Annotated in this window: 15 protein-coding genes; 10 read left to right on the forward strand and 5 right to left on the reverse strand. The window is 71.8% G+C overall.

Annotated elements, in window-relative coordinates:
* The first annotated feature begins 18 nt into the window (after positions 1-18).
* The 3 genes from ACN28F_RS31855 (at position 19) to ACN28F_RS31865 (ending at position 4674) form a co-directional block, all read left to right on the forward strand.
* A complete protein-coding gene (locus ACN28F_RS31855) occupies positions 19-2499 on the forward strand; it encodes a glycogen debranching N-terminal domain-containing protein (RefSeq protein WP_421361152.1) in 2481 nt (826 codons plus the stop codon).
* Entirely contained in the window at positions 2496-3710 is a 1215-nt protein-coding gene (locus ACN28F_RS31860) for a D-arabinono-1,4-lactone oxidase (RefSeq protein WP_421361153.1), read from the forward strand. The genes ACN28F_RS31855 and ACN28F_RS31860 overlap by 4 nt, the downstream gene beginning before the upstream one ends.
* 175 nt (positions 3711-3885) lie before the next feature.
* Positions 3886-4674 (forward strand): hypothetical protein, encoded by a 789-nt coding sequence (locus tag ACN28F_RS31865; RefSeq protein ID WP_421361155.1) that lies wholly within the window; start codon positions 3886-3888, stop codon positions 4672-4674.
* Positions 4675-4690: 16 nt separating this feature from the next.
* Here ACN28F_RS31865 and ACN28F_RS31870 read toward each other — a convergent pair whose 3' ends face one another.
* Both ACN28F_RS31870 and ACN28F_RS31875 read right to left on the reverse strand, forming a co-directional pair.
* A complete protein-coding gene (locus tag ACN28F_RS31870) occupies positions 4691-5149 on the reverse strand; it encodes a roadblock/LC7 domain-containing protein (RefSeq protein ID WP_289206135.1) in 459 nt (152 codons plus the stop codon).
* A 97-nt stretch (positions 5150-5246) separates the two neighbouring features.
* Positions 5247-6110: an ABC transporter ATP-binding protein gene (locus ACN28F_RS31875; protein WP_421361584.1), complete on the reverse strand. Its 864-nt coding sequence runs from the start codon at positions 6108-6110 to the stop codon at positions 5247-5249.
* Positions 6111-6363: 253 nt separating this feature from the next.
* Between ACN28F_RS31875 and ACN28F_RS31880 the strand changes: the two genes are divergently transcribed.
* Positions 6364-7524 carry an alanine racemase gene (locus ACN28F_RS31880; protein WP_289206136.1) on the forward strand — a complete coding sequence of 387 codons (1161 nt, stop codon included), beginning with the start codon at positions 6364-6366 and terminating at the stop codon, positions 7522-7524.
* A gap of 50 nt (positions 7525-7574) precedes the next feature.
* Complete coding sequence (locus tag ACN28F_RS31885) at positions 7575-8267, forward strand: formylglycine-generating enzyme family protein (protein ID WP_289206137.1); 693 nt, start codon at positions 7575-7577, stop codon at positions 8265-8267.
* 42 nt (positions 8268-8309) lie between these two features.
* Here the strand turns inward: ACN28F_RS31885 and ACN28F_RS31890 are convergent, their stop codons facing one another.
* On the reverse strand, positions 8310-10256 hold the full coding sequence (locus tag ACN28F_RS31890; protein WP_289206138.1) for a nucleoside-diphosphate sugar epimerase/dehydratase: 1947 nt from the start codon (positions 10254-10256) through the stop codon (positions 8310-8312).
* A 177-nt stretch (positions 10257-10433) separates the two neighbouring features.
* Here ACN28F_RS31890 and ACN28F_RS31895 point away from each other — a divergent pair, with 177 nt between their 5' ends.
* Positions 10434-11900: a polysaccharide biosynthesis tyrosine autokinase gene (locus tag ACN28F_RS31895; protein ID WP_289206139.1), complete on the forward strand. Its 1467-nt coding sequence runs from the start codon at positions 10434-10436 to the stop codon at positions 11898-11900.
* Here ACN28F_RS31895 and ACN28F_RS31900 read toward each other — a convergent pair.
* Entirely contained in the window at positions 11887-12477 is a 591-nt protein-coding gene (locus tag ACN28F_RS31900) for a low molecular weight phosphatase family protein (protein WP_289206140.1), read from the reverse strand. The genes ACN28F_RS31895 and ACN28F_RS31900 overlap by 14 nt on opposite strands.
* A 123-nt stretch (positions 12478-12600) precedes the next feature.
* Between ACN28F_RS31900 and ACN28F_RS31905 the strand changes: the two genes are divergently transcribed.
* From ACN28F_RS31905 to ACN28F_RS31920, 4 genes are all read left to right on the forward strand, one after another.
* Positions 12601-13755: a DegT/DnrJ/EryC1/StrS family aminotransferase gene (locus ACN28F_RS31905; RefSeq protein ID WP_421361158.1), complete on the forward strand. Its 1155-nt coding sequence runs from the start codon at positions 12601-12603 to the stop codon at positions 13753-13755.
* Complete coding sequence (locus ACN28F_RS31910; RefSeq protein WP_289206142.1) at positions 13752-14408, forward strand: NeuD/PglB/VioB family sugar acetyltransferase; 657 nt, start codon at positions 13752-13754, stop codon at positions 14406-14408. Before ACN28F_RS31905 ends, ACN28F_RS31910 begins: the two co-directional genes overlap by 4 nt.
* A 40-nt stretch (positions 14409-14448) precedes the next feature.
* The gene (locus ACN28F_RS31915) at positions 14449-15657 is read left to right on the forward strand and encodes a glycosyltransferase family 4 protein (protein ID WP_289206143.1); all 1209 of its coding nucleotides are present in this window, start codon (positions 14449-14451) and stop codon (positions 15655-15657) included.
* Positions 15658-15826: 169 nt separating this feature from the next.
* Positions 15827-16987 (forward strand): glycosyltransferase, encoded by a 1161-nt coding sequence (locus ACN28F_RS31920; protein ID WP_289206144.1) that lies wholly within the window; start codon positions 15827-15829, stop codon positions 16985-16987.
* Between the two features lie 112 nt (positions 16988-17099).
* On the opposite strand, the gene ACN28F_RS31925 is transcribed toward ACN28F_RS31920, so the two are convergent.
* Positions 17100-18362 (reverse strand): nucleotide sugar dehydrogenase, encoded by a 1263-nt coding sequence (locus ACN28F_RS31925; protein ID WP_289206145.1) that lies wholly within the window; start codon positions 18360-18362, stop codon positions 17100-17102.
* Between the last annotated feature and the right edge of the window lie 138 nt (positions 18363-18500).

The following is an 18500-nucleotide window of genomic DNA, read 5'->3' on the forward strand; positions in this document are numbered from 1 at the left end:
GGCGGTGATGCTGTCGCCATGACCGACGCGCTCGACACCTTCTTCGACGCGATCGGCGACGACCGGCGGGTGCCGCCGCCGGCCAGCGGCACCATCCAGTTCAACCTCGTCGACGACGAGCAACGGGTACGTACCTGGGCGGTCACCTACCGCGAGGGCAGAGCGGTGGTCGACCATCGGCCGCCGCAGCGGGTCGACTGCACGATCGACGCGCCGCAGCGGACCTTCCAGGCACTCATCGAGGGCCGCGAGAACGTCATCTCGCTGTTGCTGCGCAACGGGGTGTCGGTCCGTGGCCACCTGCCGCTGTTCCTGATCTTCCGGCGACTGCTGCCGCCGCACGCCGACACCGCCGGCGCGCCGTCGCGGGCCAGGCCGATCGAGGCCGGCCAGCGGGCCGCCACCGCGGTCGACCGGCCGGTGAGCATTCTCTACGGCAACCTGTTCATGATCAGCGACCGACGGGGCGACATCGCGCCGACGCCGTACGCGCCGTTCGGCCTGTTCTTCTACGACACCCGGTTCCTGTCCCACTGGCGGCTGACCGTCGACGGGCAGCGGATGCACACCCTTTCCATCGACGATCTGCAGTACTTCGAGTCGCGGTTCTTCCAGGTGCCCGGCGAACCGACGCACTACGTCGACGCCGACCTGTCGGTGTTCCGCCACCGCTGGGTCGGCGACGCCTTCACCGAACAGATCGCGGTGTTCAACCACCGGGAGGAGCCGGTGCGGCTGCGGCTGCGGATCGAAGCCGCCGCCGACTTCGCCGAGGTGCTGGAGGTCAAGGACGGCTACCACACCGACCGGGAGATCGTCGTGACGGTCGAGCAGGACGCGCTGCGGTTCCGCTACGAACGGGACACGTTCTTCCGCGAGACGATCCTGTCCAGTAGTGTCGCCGCCCAGGTCGACCCGGGTGGGATGACCTTCGAGCTGTCCCTCGACGCCCACGACACCTGGTGCACCGACCTGACGGTGAAGACCTTCATCCGTGGGGCCGGCAACCGCGACCTGCGGGAAAGCCTGCGCAGCTACGCCGAGCGGCCCAAGCCGCAGGTGCACCAGGAACTCGACGAGTGGGTAGCCAGCGCGCCGACGCTCACCTGCGACTACCCGCCGCTGCGCGACGCGTACCGGCGCAGTGTGGTCGACCTCGGTGCGCTGCGTTATCCCGGAGTGAACTTCCGCGAGATGCTGCCGGCCGCCGGGATGCCCTGGTTCATGACCTTCTTCGGCCGCGACAGCCTGATCAGTTGTCTGCAGTCGTTGCCGTTCGTTCCCAGCTCGTCCGTTCCCGCGCTGCGCATCTGCGCCCTGGCGCAGGGCACCCGGGACGACCCGTTCCGTGCCGAGCAGCCGGGGAAGATCCCCCAGGAGAGCCGCTACGGCGAGTCCGCCCTGTTCGACGAGGTGTCCCACGCCGCGGACTTCTCCGCCGCCGACACCACCCCGCTGTTCGTCGTGCTGCTCGACGAGTACGAACGGTGGACCGGTGACACCGCGCTGGTGCGTAGCCTGGAGTTCGAGGCCCGGGCCGCGCTGGACTGGATCGACCGGCACGCCGACCTGGTCGGCACCGGCTACGTCTGGTACGGGCCCCGCGAGACCCGCACCGGGTTGCTCAACCAGAGTTGGAAGTGCTCACCCGGATCGGTCGCGTTCCAGGACGGGCGGGCGGCGACGTTCCCGCAGGCGACCTGCGAGATCCAGGGCTACGTCTACGACGCCCGGTTGCGCGGTGCCCGACTCGCCCGGACCTGCTGGGGCGATCCGGAGTTCGCCGAGCGGCTCGAACGTCAGGCGGCGCAGCTGCGGCAGCGGTTCAACCGGGACTTCTGGATCGCCGACCGTGGCTACTTCGCACATGCCCTGCAGGCCGACGGCGCCCAGGTGGACGCGCTCACCTCGAACATCGGCCACCTGCTGTGGAGTGGCATCGTCGAGCCGACCAAGGCCCGATCCGTGGTGCGCCATCTGATGAGCCCGCAGCTGTTCTCCGGCTGGGGGGTGCGGACCCTGGCCACCACTGCCCAGGGGTTCAACCCGGTCGGCTACCACACCGGTACGGTGTGGCCGTTCGACAACTCCCTGATCGCCTGGGGCCTGCGCCGCTACGGCTACCGTACGGAAGCCGCCCGGGTGGCCTGCGCGGTGCTGGAGGCGGCCCGGTACTTCGAGGCGCGGCTGCCGGAGACCTTCGCCGGCTACGACCGTTCCCTGACCAAGTATCCCGTACCGTACTCGGCCGCCGGCACCCCGCACGCGACGTCGGCCGGCGCGACGCTGCTGTTCCTGCGGGTCCTGCTCGGCCTGGAGCCCTACGAGGGGGACCTGATCGTCGACCCCGCCGTGCCGGAGGAGATGGGGCACATCGAACTGCACGACATCCCGGGCCGGTGGGGACTGGTGGACGCGCTCGGCCGGGGCCGGCACGACCTGGGCCGCCCCCGCCGGCGCAGCCGCCGGCCCGGTGATCCGCTGCGGGCGGCGTTGTGACAGCCGGTGCGACGACCACCCGGGCGACCTGGCGCAACTGGTCCGGGGGCCTGTGCTTCACACCGGACACCGTCGCCCGGCCGGAATCGGTGGCCGCGGTGAGTCGGACACTGCGTGCGGCGGCGGCCCGGGGCATGACGGTACGGCCGGTCGGGGCCGGGCACTCCTCCGCCCCGTTGGTGCGCACCGACGACGTGCTGATCCGGGTCGACGGGCTGCCGACGGGGGTGCTGGCACCGCCGGTCGACGGCCAGGTCTGGGTGGGTGCCGGTACCCGGCTGCACGAGCTGGAGGAGATACTGCGTCGGCACGGTCTGACCGTGCCGAACCTGGGTGACGTGGACACCCAGGCGATCGCCGGCGCGGTCGGCACCGCCACCCACGGCAGTGGTCTGGGGCTACCGAGCCTGTCGGCGCAGGTCACCGGGGTACGACTGGTGGGCGCCGACGGTGCGGTGCGGCAGATCGACGCCGCGAACGATCCGCACCTGCTGCGGGCCGTGCAGGTCTCGCTCGGCGCTCTCGGCGTGTTCACCGCCGTCCGCACCAGGGTGGTGCCCGCCTTCCACGCCCGGCGCCGTGAGTGGGGACTGCCGGTCGAGGAGTGCCTGGCCACCTTCGACGAACTGCTGAAGGTCAACCGCAACGTCGACTTCTACTGGTATCCCCGCCGCGACGACGCGCACCTGCGTACCGTGAACCCGGTGGCCGACGACCCTGGGCCGAGCCCGCCGCCGCCCAGCGGATGCAGTGAGGACCGGACCGGTTCCAGTGGCGCGGCGCTGATCAAACGGCGCTCGTTGCGGTTCCACGAGATGGAGTACTACGTCGCGGCGGAGGCGGGCCCGTCCTGTTTCCAGGAGGTCCGCGACCGGATTCGTGCCCGGCACCGCCAACACGCCGCCTGGCGGGTGCTGTACCGCTACGTCGCGGCGGACGACGCGTACCTCAGCCCGGCGTACCGGCGCGACTGCGTCACCATCTCGGTGCACCAGAACGAGACGGTGCCCTACCGTGAGTTCTTCGCCGACATCGAACCGATCTTTCTCGCCTACGGCGGCCGGCCGCACTGGGCGAAGATCCACCAGCTGCAGGGCTCCGAGCTGCGGGCACGGTACCCGCAGGCGGACCGGTTCCTGGCCGCGCGTGACCAGCTGGATCCGGACGGTCGATTCCTCAACGACTATCTGCGACGGTTGCTGGGCCTGTGACGGATGCCGCCACCCGCGACGGTCCGGCTCGTGACGGTCCGGAATAGGTGCCCCGGCCGGCCCGGGCACCTATGATTGCCCGGTCGCGCCGCCGGGTAGGACCGGTACGCGCGGTGCCACGCGCTGGTGTCGGACCGCGCTGGTCGACCGCCAACCGGGAACGAGGTATTCGTCGGTGTCGTCATCCATCGCCAGCCAGCCGGCCGGGTCGCAGTCCGTCTCCGGACCGGGCCGCAGGCCGTCGCGGCGTACGCTCTGGATCGTCGTCGCCGTGGTCGCGGCGCTGTTGGTGTCGGCGACGATCGTGGCGGTGGTGGTCGAGAGCCTGGGCTCGCGTACCGGCAGTGACGACGTCCGGGTGGTCCAGGTGCAGCGGGGCGACCGCGACCAGGCGCGACTGGAGGTGCTCGACGGCGCCACCGACCTGCGGATCGTCGCCGACGACCTGGGTGACCAGTTGGTCCGGGCCGAGACGCCGGCCGACGGCGCGGTGCTGCCGCAGCTGACCGAGGCCGACGGCGCGGTCCGGATCGGGCTGGTGGACAGTGGCGACGGTGGCGCCGCTGTCCTGGAGATCCGGGTGCACCGCGACGTGCTCTGGTCGATCCGGATCGCGGGCGGTGCGACCAGTCAGCGTGTGGATCTCGGTGCCGCGCGTGTCTCGGAAGTGGACCTCGCCGGTGGAGCAAGCACAATGGATCTTGTGCTGCCGGTCCCGGACGGCACGGTCGCCGTCCGGATGTCCGGTGGTGTCAGCACCTGGCGAGTGGCGGTGCCGGCCGACGTCGGAGTGCGGGTGCGGCTGGGCTCCGGCGCGGGTGGCGTCAGCCTGGACGGTGCCCGTCGCGACGGCGTCGCGGGCGGCGAGACGCTGACGACGACCGGGTGGGAGCAGTCGACCGACCGTTACGACATCGACGCGGTGGCCGGCGTCGCCGAACTGACCGTCACCAGCGGGCGGTAACGGGCCGACGGAGCCGTCACCCGGCGTGGGCGCCCTGGACGAGTGCCTCCGCCGGTTCGCCCCGCTGGGCCGGCTCCTCCGGCGCCGGGAAGGCCGGCAGGTGCCGGTCGGCCCGCCCGGCGAACAGCGCCACCTCGTAGGCGACGGCGTCCATGTCGGATCCGGCGTCGAAGACCGCGGCGATGATGGCCCCACCAGGCGTGGCGGCGATGAAGAGAAACGCCGTCCCCATCTGGATCACGATCTGCCGGACCCGGCCGGTGCCGGCGTGCTGACCCACCGCGACCGCCAGGGCGCGTAGTCCCGCCACGACACCGGACAGCTGTTCGCCCAGCTCGTGGTCCACCCCTTTGGACCAGGCCAGGAGGATGCCGTCGGGGGAGAGCGCCACCGCCTGCTGTGCCTGCGGCACCCGTTCCACCAGGTCGTCCAGCAGCCGGGAGACGTCACCAGTGGTGACCACGGGGTATGCCATGAAGGAACTCTCTTTCGGTTGGTGCCCGTTCCCGCGCAAACAGTACCCCCGACCGGACCTTCCGGGTGGTTACGGCACGGACCACCCGAGGAGATTTCTACTCCATGGTGGACGCGCGTGCGGCGCCGCCGGCGAGTGGGACGACCAGCGGCGTGCCGCTGGCCGGGTCATCGATCACCATGACACGCAGGCCGAACACCTCCTCGACCAGTTCGGCGGTCAGCATCTCTGCGGGCGCTCCGGCCGCCAGCACCCGGCCGTCCTTCATCGCGACCAGGTGCCGGGCGTACCGGGCGGCGAGGTTCAGATCGTGCAGCACCATGACCACCGTGCGGCCCCGTTCCCGGTGCAGCCGGTCGACCAGGTCGAGTACGTCGATCTGGTGGGCCAGGTCGAGGTAGGTGGTCGGCTCGTCGAGCAGCAGGATGTCGGTGCCCTGCGCCAGGGCCATCGAGATCCAGGCCCGCTGCCGCTGCCCACCGGAGAGGGTGTCGACCGGTCGTTCGGCCAGGTCGCTGAGCCCGGTCCAGGCCAGTGCCTGGGCGACGATCTTCTCATCGGCCCGGGACCATTGCCGCAGCCAGCTCTGATGCGGCTGACGGCCCCGGACGACCAGGTCGGCGACGGTGAGTCCGTCCGGTGCGCTGGGTGCCTGCGGCAGGATACCCAGCCGGCGGGCGACCTCCCGGGTCGGCATCCGCTGGATCTGTTCCCCGTCGAGCAGGACGTCACCGCCGGTCGGGCGCAGCAGCCGGCCGAGCGCCCGCAGCAGCGTCGACTTGCCGCAGCCGTTCGGGCCGACGATCGCGGTGACCGCGCCGTCGACGACGTCGAGGTCCAGCTGCGGTACGACGACCCGGTCGCCGTAGCCCAGACGCAGGGACCGCGCCCGCAGCCGGGTCGCGCCGGGTGGATCGTCCGCCCTGCTGCCCGCAGGGACGCTCACCGGTAGCTCGGCCAGGCTGGTCAACGCTGCTCCTCGGGTCGTGTGCCGTCGACGACGCTCGCATGAAGGGTAGCCTTACCAAACGGTGGGCTCCAGGTGGTAGGTGGATCCCGGGTGTTTTCTCCGGGTTGCCCCGCCGGCCACGACCGCCGTGCCGGCCATGACCGCCACCGGCCGCAGGCGCGGCGGGCATCGACGGATGGCCATGGTGCGGCAGGATGGTCCCGGGCGGTGCCGCCCGGGACCGACGACCACTGCCGGAGATTCCGTGACCATCGACGTTCACCCGTACGCCACTGGGACCGACCGGTTCGCCGTACCGGCCGGCCTGGAGACCCCGAACCTGCTGCTCGACCTCGACGTGCTGGAACGCAATCTCGACGAGATGGCCGGGCACTGCCGGCTGCACCAGGTCGCGCTGCGCCCGCACGCCAAGACGCACCGGGTGCCGCAGTTGGCCCGGCTGCAGCTCGACCATGGTGCCGACGGCATCTGTGTGGCCAAACTCGGCGAGGCGGAGGCGTTCGCCGCCGCCGGCGTGTCCCGGATGACGGTGGCGTACCCGCTGGTCGGCACGGACAAGGCGCAGCGTGCGGTACAGCTGGCCCGCCGGTGCGAGCTGACCGTCGGTACCGACAGCGTGGCCGGTGCGCGTACCCTCAGTGACGCCTTCGTGGCCGCCGGCCGGCTGTTGGACGTGTTGCTGATGGTCGACAGCGGCTTCGGTCGCTGCGGGGTGGCTCCGGCCGACGCGGCACGCGTGGCCTGGGACGTCGCCGAACTTCCCGGCGTACGACTGACCGGGGTGATGACCTTCGAAGGGTCGGTGTACGGGGCGGTCGACCGGGCCGACCTCGTCGCCCGGTCCCGCGCGGCGGCCGCCACCACGCTGGCGGCGGCCGAGGCGATCCGGGCCGCCGGGCTGAGCCTGTCGACGGTCTCGCTCGGTTCGTCCGCGGCGGCCCGTACCGTCGTCGCGGAGCCGGGGGTGACCGAGGTCCGGCCCGGTGTCTACGCCTTCAACGATCTCGGGCAGATCGCGCTCGGCAACGCCACGGTCGCCACCTGCGCGGTGCGGGTGCTGGCCACCGTGGTCAGCCATCCCGCGCCTGACCGGGCCTGCATCGACGCGGGGTCGAAGTCGCTGGGCCTCGACGGGCTGCCGGCGACGGGGCGGGCCGCCGACTACCCGGGGTACGGGCTGCTGGCCGACCTGCCGGGCTGGCGCATCGTGCGACTGTCCGAGGAGCACGGTTGGCTGCGGTGGGCCGGGTCGGGCGAGCCGGTCCCACTGGCGGTCGGTCAGCGGGTGCAGGTCGTCCCTAACCATGTCTGCATGGTCTTCGCCGGGTTGGGCGAGGTGACGGCGCTGCGTGGCGGCGAGGTGGCGGCCGTCTGGCCGACGATCGGGCCGGGGGCGTCGCGGTGACCGGCTGACCCTGTGCGCCGGCGTGCGTGCGCCGGTGCCAACGTTGTCGGATGGACGATCCCGTGGCGGCCACCCTGGTGCGGGTCCCGGCCGGCCGGGTCGCCCTGTCGGACCGTCGCACCCGGTCCCAATGGACCGTCGAGGTCGCCGACTTTCACCTCGGCGAGGCAGCGGTGACCGAAGGCCAGTACCGCGCCGTCGTCGGCACCGGTCCGGTCGGCACCGTCGGTGGCGGCGGGTCGAGCGACGCCGACAGCCGGTTGCCGATGGTCGAGGTCTCCTGGTGGGACGCGGTGCGGTTCTGCAACGCGCTGTCGGAGCGCGCCGGCCTGCCGCCGACCTACCGGGTCGACGTCGCCGCCGGGCGGATCGAGTGGGACACCGGTGCCGCCGGCTACCGGCTGCCGACCGAGGCCGAGTGGGAGTACGCCTGCCGGGCCGGCACCAGCGGCCCCCGGTACGGGCCGATCGACGAGATCGCCTGGTACCGGGACAACTCCGGGGACCGTCGCCGTCCGGTCGGTGGTCGGCGGCCCAACCCGTGGGGTCTGTACGACATGATCGGCAACGTCTGGGACTGGTGCTGGGACCACTACGACCCTCAGGTGTACGGCGACTACCGGGTGCTGCGCGGTGGCGGCTGGGCCGACCCACACTGGAGTTGCCGGGCCTCGGTCCGCCGGCGCAGCCACCCCGCGTACGCCATCGACGACGTCGGCTTCCGGGTGGCCCGCGCGGCGTGATCCGGCCCACTGCCGGCGTAGGCGTCGGTGCCGCCGGGTCGGCTACCCGGCGGCACCGACCCCGCTGTTCGTGCTCACCGACGCGCCCGGGTCCGCGTCGATGGCCGGTCCACCGGCCGGTCCGGCGCCGGTGCCGGCCCGGTGGACGGACCGACCCGCGCCGGTGGGCACCGGCGCGGGTGCGCAGAGCGCCGCGAGGTCGTCGACCAGGTCGTCGCTGCGCCCGTACGGGTCGAGCAGGTGCACGTGGACCGGGTCGAGGGCGGGCACGGCCACCTGGGAGATCAGCGGGTGCAGAGGTCGGGTGTCCTGCTCGCCGGCACCGAGCAGGTCCTCGTGCAGCTTCTCGCCGGGGCGCAGTCCGGTGTAAATGATCTTCACCGGGTTGTCGTACTGCTCGGCGATGGTCCGGGCGACGTCGGCGATGCGGACCGGCTCGCCCATGTCCAGCACCAGGGCCTCACCGCCCCGGCCGATCGCCGCTGCCTGGATGACCAGTTGCACGGCCTCCTGGATGGTCATGAAGTACCGGGTGACCTCGGGGTCGGTGACCGTGATCGGCTTGCCGGCGGCGGCCTGGGCCATGAAGGCGTGCAGGACCGACCCTCGGCTACCGAGCACGTTGCCGAACCTGACGCTGAGGAAGGTCCCCTCGTTGGCGCCGGCGGCGAACGCGGTCAGCCGTTCGGTGATCCGCTTGGAGTAGCCGAGGACACTGGTCGGGTCGGCGGCCTTGTCGGTGGAGATGTTGACGAACCGCTCCACCGAACGGCACGCCTCCAGCAACGTCTGGGTGCCCCAGACGTTGGTCTTCACCGCTTCGCCCGGATGACGCTCCAACAGGGTGAGGTGTTTGAGCGCGGCGGCGTGGAAGACCACCTCCGGGCGCCGGCTCCGCATGATCTGCCGGACGGTGTCGCTGTCGCGCAGGTCGGCCAGGATCAGGTCGGGGCTGTCCAGCAGGGCCCGGCCGCGCAGCGACAGCTGTACGGCGTGCAAGGCGGACTCGTCGCGGTCGAGCATCATCAGCTCGCCCGGCTGGAACCGCATGATCTGCCGGCACAGCTCGGAACCGATGGACCCACCGGCCCCGGTGACCAGCACCCGTTTGCCGGTCAGGTAGCCGGCGATGGTGTCCAGGTCGGTCTCGATCTGGTGCCGGCCGAGCAGGTCACGCAGGTCGGGATCGCGTAGGTCGGTGACGGCGGGCGCGTTCTCCAGCAGTTCGCTGACCGACGGGACCACCTTGAACCGCGCACCGGCCCGGTGGGCGAGCTGGCGGATCTCGCGGATGAGAGCGGCGTCGGCGTTGGCGACCGCGGAGACGACAGTGGTGGCACCGGTACGGGCGGCGACCGCCGGGATGTCGTGCCGGCCGCCGAGCACCGGTACGCCGTGCAGCCACAGCTGCCGTTTGGCCGGGTCGTCGTCGAGCAGCCCGACCGGCAGGTACCGCCCACCCGGCTCGTCGAGCATCGCCCGCAGCAGCGAGGCGCCGGCGGCACCGGCACCGAACAGCAGCACCCGCTGGGTGTGCCGCCCGACGGGCCGCCGGCGGCGTTCGTGGCGCAGCCGCCGCAGGTACCGCACGCCCAGCATCTGGGTCAGGGCCAGGCAGCCGCCGACCAGCGGCGCGCTGGCCGGTACCGGCCGTTGCGGTGCCGCCAGGTCGGCCAGGAGCAGCACCCCGATGGTGGCCAGCACGCAGCGCGACACGGCCCAGACCTCGTCGAAGCTGCCCAGCGGGTAGCGGTCGCGGTAGAGGTAGCTCAGGTGCGAGGCGGCGGTGTGCAGCACGACCGCCGCGAGGATCGCCAGCACGAGTCCGTTGAGGTGGATACCGGCGATGGCGAACTCGTAGCGGGTCCAGACGGCGACGACCAGCCCGATGCTCCAGGCGGCGAGGTCGGCCAGCCATAGTGGCGCGACGGCGCGGTCGCGAGGGCGCCGGGCCGTGGCGTCGTCGGTGAGTCGGGTCGATGGCTCCATTCCAGCCCCGTTCAGTCGGCAGCGCCCGTGGCGTCCGGCGGCGTGCTCTGGTCTCGTCCACTGACTACTGACAGCAGCAGCAATGCCACTATTTGACCAGAAATAGCCTGTTGACGCCGTAGATTGGTACAAGATGGTGCTGACTATGACGTAGCGGAATTTCGGGAGGCCGTACCGATGGAACTGCGGGACTACTTCGACGCGGTGCGGAAACGGTGGCTCTGGGTGATAGCGGCGATGACCGTCACGGTGGGCGTCGCGGTCGTCGTCAACGTGCGGGCGACCCCGCAGTACGCCACCTCCGTGACGTTCTTCGTCTCGACCTCCAGCGCCCAGGGGGTGACCGACGCCTACCAGGGCGGACTGTTCTCCCAGCAGCGCGTCAAGTCCTACAGCGGGCTACTGGCCAGCGACCGGCTCGCCGACACCGTGGTGAACCGGCACAGCCTCGGGCTGACCGCCGGGGAGGTGCAGGCCCGGATCAGCGCCCGCCCGGTGCCCGACACCGTCCTGTTGCAGGCGACCGTCACGGACAGTTCGCCGAACCGGTCGGAGCGCATCGCCACGGCGATCGCCGGAGAGTTCGTCGACCTGGTCCAGCGGCTGGAGACCTCACCCGGCGCCGACCGCCCGGCGGTCAAGGTCGAGGTCGTCTCCGGGCCGCTGCTCAATCCCACCCCGGTCTCGCCCCAACCGGTCCGCAACGTCGCACTGGGTCTGCTGCTGGGCCTGCTGGCCGGCGTCGGTCTCGCGCTGCTGCGCGGCCTGCTGGACAACACCGTACGCAGCGTCGAACAGATCCAGGAGGTGACCGCCGCACCGCTGCTGGGCACCATCCCGCTGGACAGCACCGCCCGTCGGGAACCGCTCATCATCGGCCGGCAGACCCACTCCCCGCGCGCGGAGTCGTTCCGCCAGCTGCGGACCAACCTGCAGTTCGCCGACGTCGACAAGCCGATCCGCAGCCTCCTGGTGACCAGCGCGATGCCGGAGGAGGGCAAGACCACCACCGCCACCAACCTGGCGCTGACCTTCGCCGAGGCAGGCAGCTCGGTGGTGCTCGTCGAAGCCGACCTGCGCCGGCCGCAGGCCACCTCCTACCTGGACATGGAGGGCGCCGTCGGTCTGACGAACGTCCTCGCCGGGCACGCCGAGCTCGACGACGTGCTGCAGCCCTGGGGCGACAGCGGGATGACCCTGCTGCCCAGTGGGTTCATCCCGCCGAATCCGAGCGAACTGCTCGGCTCCCAGCAGATGGCGGACCTGCTGACCAGTCTCCGGTCGCGGTTCGACATCGTGATCGTGGACACCGCGCCGCTGGTGCCGGTGACCGACGCGGCGCCGATCGCCGCGCAGGTCGACGGTGCCATCCTGGTGGGCCGCTGCGCCAAGACCACCGAGGCGCACCTGCGTGCCGCCACGGCCGCGTTGCGGGCGGTGGATGCCCGGCTGCTCGGCTGCGTACTGAACATGACGCCGCACCGCAGCGGCTCCCACCACTACTACTACAACGACCGCGGCCGCGGCCGGCGCGGCAGCCGTACGTCGGCTCCGGCCCGCCAGCGGCAGGCCGCCGTCGACACCGCCGTGCCGGTCGCCGATCAGCCGACGCCGACCGGTGGCGCCGCCGTCAAGGCTTCATGATGAGGTCCAACATCGTGTCGACCGTCAGACTGATCTGCCGGGCACAGCCCCGGAAGTCGTCGAGCGGTCGCCGCACCGGGTCGGCGAGGTCGTCGGCCTCCGCGGAGACCGGCTGGACCCGCCCACGTGCGGCGGCGGCGTCCCGCACCAGGGCGCGCGCCCGGTCGACCAGGTCCGGCTGCGCCGGCCCGGTCGCGGCGGGCACCGCGCGGGCCAGCCGGCCGAACTGGCGGACGGTGAAGGTCCGACCCACGGTACGTGGCGCCAACGCCACGCAGTGCGCCCGGTGCCGTCGACTCGCGGTCAGGATCAGATCCGCGTCCTCGAGCATGGCCGCCTCCACCTGCCGACTGACGAACCCGGTCGGATCGGCCTGGCGTTCCCGTAGCACGGTCTCGGTGTGTGGGTGCATCGGGTGGGCGACCAACGCATGGGTGCCGGCGCTGTGGGTGACGAAGACCGTCGCGTCGGGCCCCAACCGGGTGGCGAACTCGTGCCGGGCCAGCCGTTCGGCCATCGGCGACCGGCAGATGTTGGCCCGACACACGAACAGGGTGGTGAACCGGTTAGTGGACATTCTCGCAACCAGCCATTCTGATCGGCCGTCGACCGCCCGGACGGGCGGGTGGCCGCCGCCGTCCGTCCGGCCGCGACCCGGTCAGCCTAGCGTCCGATTGGCCCGGTTCGGTGGAGCACCACGATGACCGGGCAGATCCATCTGTCGGCGCCGGACGTCACCGGACTCGAGGAGGAGTTCCTGGTCGCGGCGGTGCGGTCCGGCTGGGTGGCACCGACCGGCCCGGACGTCGACGCCTTCGAGCGGGAAATGGCGCAGCGGGTCGGGGTGCGGGACGCGGTCGCCGTCAACGCCGCTACGTCCGGGCTGCACCTGGCGTTGCTGGCACTCGGCGTCGGCCCTGGTCACGCGGTCGTGGTGCCGACGATGACGTTCGCCGCCGCCGCGAACGCGGTCGCCTACACCGGGGCCGAGCCGGTCTTCGTCGACTGCGAGCCGTCGACCGGCAACATCGACGTCACGCTGCTGGCCGAGCTGCTCGCCCGGCGAACCCCGCACCGGCCGCCGGTCCGGGCGGTGATCGCGGTCGACATGTTCGGTCGCTGCGCCGACTACGACACCCTGCTGCCGTTGTGCGCGCGCCACGGGGTTCCGGTCGTGGAGGACGCGGCGGAGGCTGTCGGGGCGACCCTGGCGGGCCGTCCGGCGGGCGGGTTCGGCCGGGTCGGTGTCTTCTCCTTCAACGGCAACAAGATAATGACCACCTCGGGCGGTGGCATGGTACTCACCGACGACGTCGAGCTGGCCCGGCGCTGCCGGTACCTGGCCAGCCAGGCCCGCCAACCGGTGCCGCACTACGAACACACCGAGGTCGGCTACAACTACCGGCTCAGCAACCTGCTCGCCGCGTTGGGCCGGGCCCAGCTGCGTCGGTTGGACTCGATGATCGACCGCCGCCGGGAGACCCGGGCCCGGTACGCGAAGACCTTCGCCGACGTCGCCGGAGTGCGACTGCTCGGTGCCACCGGGGACGCGCCGGACCAGGGCAGCAACGCCTGGCTCACCGTTGTCGTGGTGGACCGGCCGACGGCCGGCTGGGCGGCTGCCGACCTCGGTCGCTACCTCGCCGACCACCGGATCGAGACCCGTCCGGTGTGGAAACCGATGCATCAGCAGCCGGTCTTCGCCGACGCCCGGCGGGTACTCACCGGGGCCGCCGACCGGCTGTTCGCCACCGGACTGGCACTGCCGAGTGGCTCGGCGCTCAGCGACGGCCAGATCGACCGCGTGCTGGCTGCCATCGACGCGTTCCTCGACGGCGACCGGAGCCCCCGGTGAGCGCCCGGGACCTGGTGATCGTCGGCTGTGGTGGGCACGGCCGGGAGGTGTTCGGCATCGTCGCGGCGATCAACGCCGCCGGCGCGACACCCCGCTGGCGCGTCGTCGGTTTCGTCGACGACGATCCGTCGCCGACGAACAAGGCCCGGGTGGATCGGCTCGGCGTACCACTGCTGGGCGCCCTCAACTGGCTCACCGCCCACGACGCGCCACCGGCGTACGTCCTGGGCGTCGGCGCGCCGACGTCCCGGCAGGCGCTCGATCGGCGGATCGCCGCCGCCACGGCGCGGCGGCTGCGCGCCGCGACCCTGATCCACCCGGGCGCCACCGTCGGCCCGGACAGCACGCTCGGTGCCGGCGTCGTGCTGTTCGCCGGCTCCCGGGTCACCACCAACGTCACCCTCGGCCGGCACGTACATCTGAACCAGAACAGTGTGGTCGGCCACGACACGACGGTGGGTGACCACTGTTCGGTCAATCCGCTGGCGGCGGTCTCCGGTGACTGCCAGGTGGCCGAGGCGGTCCTGATCGGGACGACGGCGGCGGTGCTGCAAGGGCTGCGCGTCGGCGCGGGCGCGACCGTCGGCGCCGGGGCCTGCGTCGTGCGCGACGTGCCGGCCGGCGCGGTCGTCAAAGGGGTCCCCGCGCGATGACGGACCCCGGGGTGGACAGTCAGCGAGTACGGAAGGGTCAGTGACTGTGCGGATCGTGGTGATGCTCAAGACGACGGAGGGCGGCCGGTGGATCGTGCCGCAGGTCGAGGAGCTGCGCCGGCGCGGCCACGAGGTGACGGTGGTGCTGCCGGCCGGGCCCGGCCGGCTGCGCGACCTCTTGCGGCGCGGCGGGGTGTCGATGGTGGACTCACCGTTCCGGTTCCGCTTCCGCCCGGGGATCGCGACGCTCGTGCAGCTGTGGCGACTGCGCCGGTTGATCCGACGGCTCCGCCCCGACGTACTGCAGTACCACCACTACCACGCCGCGCTGGCGGCCCGGCTGAGCACGCTGGGTCTCGGCGTCGCCCGGGTGTTCATGGTGCCGGGCCCACTGTTCCTGGAGTCCCGGCTGATCCGCGCGAGTGAACGGTTCCTGGTCCGTCTCGACGACGTGGTGATCGCCGGCAGCGGTTGCACCGCCGCGCGGTACCGGTCGCTCGGCCGCGCGGACCGGAGCCTGCCGGTCGTGCCGTACGGCGTTGACACCCGGACGTTCCGGCCGCCGGACGTCGCGACCCGGCTGGCGGCCCGCCGCCGCCTCGAGCTGCCGGACGACGTCTTCGTGGCGATCATGGTCGCCTACGTCTACGCGCCCAAGAACCTCGTGCACCGGGGCACCGGCATCAAGGGCCACGACGTACTGCTGCATGCCTGGCGGACGTTCCACCGGGACCGTCCGCAGTCCCGGCTGATCCTGGTGGGGGCGGGGTGGGACGCTGCCGGCGAGGAGCACCGCCAGGCGCTGATCCGGCGGTTCGACATCGCGGGCGATCCGAGCATCGACTGGTACGCCGGTGTCGTCGACGTCAGCCGGTACTACGCGGCCGCGAACGTCAGTGTGAGCCCGTCGCTGTCGGAGAACCACGGCGCGGCGTTGGAAGCGGGCGCCGTGGCCGTACCGTCGATCGTCTCCGACGCCGGTGGGCTGCCGGAGACCGTCGTCCCCGACAGCGGCTGGATCGTCCCGGCCGGGGATGTCGACAGCCTCGTCGCCGCGCTGCACACCGCGTACGCGGAGTTCCGCTCCGGCGGGCTGCGGCGACGCGGGTTGGCAGCCCGTGAACTGGTCGAACAGCGCTTCGACAGCGGTGACTGCGCGCGGGCCGTCGCAGACGTGATCGAGGTGACCGGCGGGCTCCATCCGGTGCCCCGTCGGCACCGGCGGTTGGCGGGCTCGGCCACCGGCTGAGCATCCGGCAGCGTACCGGGACATTCAGTGACAGCGACCTTTCCCGACAACGGTGTTGACGACGGTAGATGGGGGCACGGTGGACAGATGGTCAGGCTCCGCTACGGGCACGATCGCGGTCAGTACGGAAGCACGGTTGCTCCGCACGCCCGACGGCGCGGTTTGGACGGTGTCCGGACCGGCCCACTCGTTCTGGACCCGGTACCTGTCCGCGTTCGAACGGGTGCGGGTGATCGCCCGGACCTGTTCGGTGACACAGCCGCCACCCGGTGCGGCCAGGGTGGACGGGACCGGTGTCGAGGTCTGGCCGTTGCCGTACTACGTCGGACCGGTCCGGTACCTGCTGCGCCGTCGGGCCCTGCGCCGGTCGCTGTCCGACGCGGTCCGTGACGTCGAGGGTGTTCTGCTGCGGGTGCCGTCGCCGCTGGCCAACCTCCTGGTGCCGGTGCTGCGCCGGCAGCGCCGGGGCTACGCACTCGAGGTCGTGGGTGACCCACAGGACGTGTTCGCCGCCGGGGTGGTGCGCCATCCCGGCCGGCTGCTGATGCGTTTCTGGGCGGTTCGCGCGCTGCGCGAACAGTGCCGGCGGGCCGTCGGCGCGGCCTACGTCACCGAGACCCACCTGCAGCGCCGCTATCCGCCCGGACCCAACACGACCGCCACCTGGTACTCCAGCGCCGACCTGCCGGCCGCGGCGTTCGTCGACCAGGCGCGGACCCCACCGCCCCGTACCGCACCGGTGACCCTGATCTCGGTCGGCGCGCTGGAGCAGATGTACAAGGGCGTAGACGTCCTGCTGTTGGCGATGTGCCGGCTCAACGGCCGCGGAGTCGCGGTCCGTCTCGTGCACGTGGGTGACGGTCGGCTCCGCCCCCGCCTCGAACGCCTCGCGGCGCAGCACAACCTGACCGACCAGGTCACCTTCACCGGTGCCCTGCCCGCTTCGGCGGTGTTCGAGCAGCTCGACCGGGCCGACCTGTTCGTCATGCCGTCGCGTACCGAGGGGTTGCCCCGCGCGATGATCGAGGCGATGGCGCGTGGCCTGCCGGTGATCGGGACATCGGTCGGTGGCGTCCCGGAGCTGATCGGTCCCGACTGTCTGGCTCTGGCGGGCGACCCGGCGGCCCTGGCGGAGGCGATCGCGGCGCTGCTGGCGGATCCGCAGCGGATGGCCGATGTCGCGTCGGGGAACCTGGCCAGGGCGCGCGACTACCGCGTCGAGGCGTTGGCCCCGCGCCGGGCGGCCTTCTACCGGACGTTCCGGGTCGCCTGCCGACCGGCCACGGTGTCGCCAGCGGTGACCCCGCGGGAACCTGCCGCCACCCGCTGAGGCACGTACCGGCGTGGGCTGACCTGACGTGGCTGATCTACGGGCCCGGGTACCCGGGCGGGGCGTGACACGTCCCGCGCGGCCCGGAAGTCAGAGCAGACCGGCCCGGAAGTCAGAGCAGTTCGGTGCCGGCGGTGGCGGTGAGCCGCCGCCGGGTGTCGAGCACCAGCGGCGCGGTGGCCAGCAGGTCGTAGTCGATCCCGTCGTGGTCGGTCAGCACGATCACCGCGTCAGCGGCGGCGACCTCGTCGGCGGTGAGCGGCGCGGCGTGGACGAACGGCGGCAGCTGCGCCGGCTGCAGGTACGGGTCGACCACCCGGACCCGCGCACCGGCCAGGTGCAGCAGTTCGGCGACCCGTACGGCTGGTGACTCCCGGCAGTCGCCGCTGTTGGGCTTGTACGCCAGCCCGATCAGCAGCACGGTGGCGCCCCGGACCGCCCGGCTGCGCCGGTTCATCGCGCTGGTCAGCCGTTCCACGACGTACGTCGGCATGTAGTTGTTGACGTCGTTGGCCAGTTCGACGAACCGGAAGCTGCGGCCGAGGCTGCGCTTGACCTCCCACGACAGGTACGACGGATCGACCGGCAGGCAGTGTCCGCCGACGCCCGGCCCGGGGGTGAACCGCATGAACCCGAACGGTTTCGTGCTGGCCGCGTCGATCGCGTCCCAGATGTCGATGCCGAGCATGTGCGCGTACATCGCCAGTTCGTTGACCAGGGCGATGTTGACGTGCCGGAAGGTGTTCTCCAGCAGTTTGGTGGTCTCTGCCTCCCGGGTGCCCCGGACCGCGATGGTGCGTTCCACCAGGCCGTCGTAGAAGGCCTGCACGGCCCGCAGCGACTCGGTGGTGATCCCGGAGACGACCTTGGGGGTGTTGACGAACGTCCACTCCCGGTTGCCCGGGTCGATGCGTTCCGGGCTGTACCCCAGGTGGAAGTCGAGGCCGGCCTGCAGCCCGCTGCCTTTTTCCAGCAACGGGCGCAGCAGTTCGTCGGTGGTTCCCGGGTAGGTGGTCGACTCCAGTACGACCGTCGCGCCGGGGGTCAGACGCGTGGCGAGTGACCGTGCGGCGTCCTCGATGTAGCGCAGGTCGGGTGCCCCGTCGCGCAGCGGAGTGGGGACGGTGATGACCGCCGTGCCGAAGCCGGCCGTGTCGGCGTAGTCGGTGGTGGCGGTGTACCGGCCGGTGGCCAACGCCACGCGTACCTGGTCGTCGGGGATGTCCTCGACGTACGACGTGCCGCAGCGCAGCATGGCGACGCGCTCGACGTTGGTGTCCACCCCGATGACGTGGTGGCCGACCTGTACGGCCCGCATGGCCACGGGCAGACCGACGTATCCCTGGCCGACGACGACTACCGGAGCGCTCTCCATGGCCTCGTACCCCCGCACAATAGTGCAATAACTGGACAAATGATATCTAAGCACTCGATCTCAGACGGGGAGGCCTGTTTGCCGATCACCGTCGACGACGCGGCCGAATCCAGTGGCACCGGTGACCGGCCACGCCCG

Origin of the sequence: Solwaraspora sp. WMMA2101 (assembly GCF_049179175.1) — a bacterium.
GTDB lineage: Bacteria > Actinomycetota > Actinomycetes > Mycobacteriales > Micromonosporaceae > Micromonospora_E.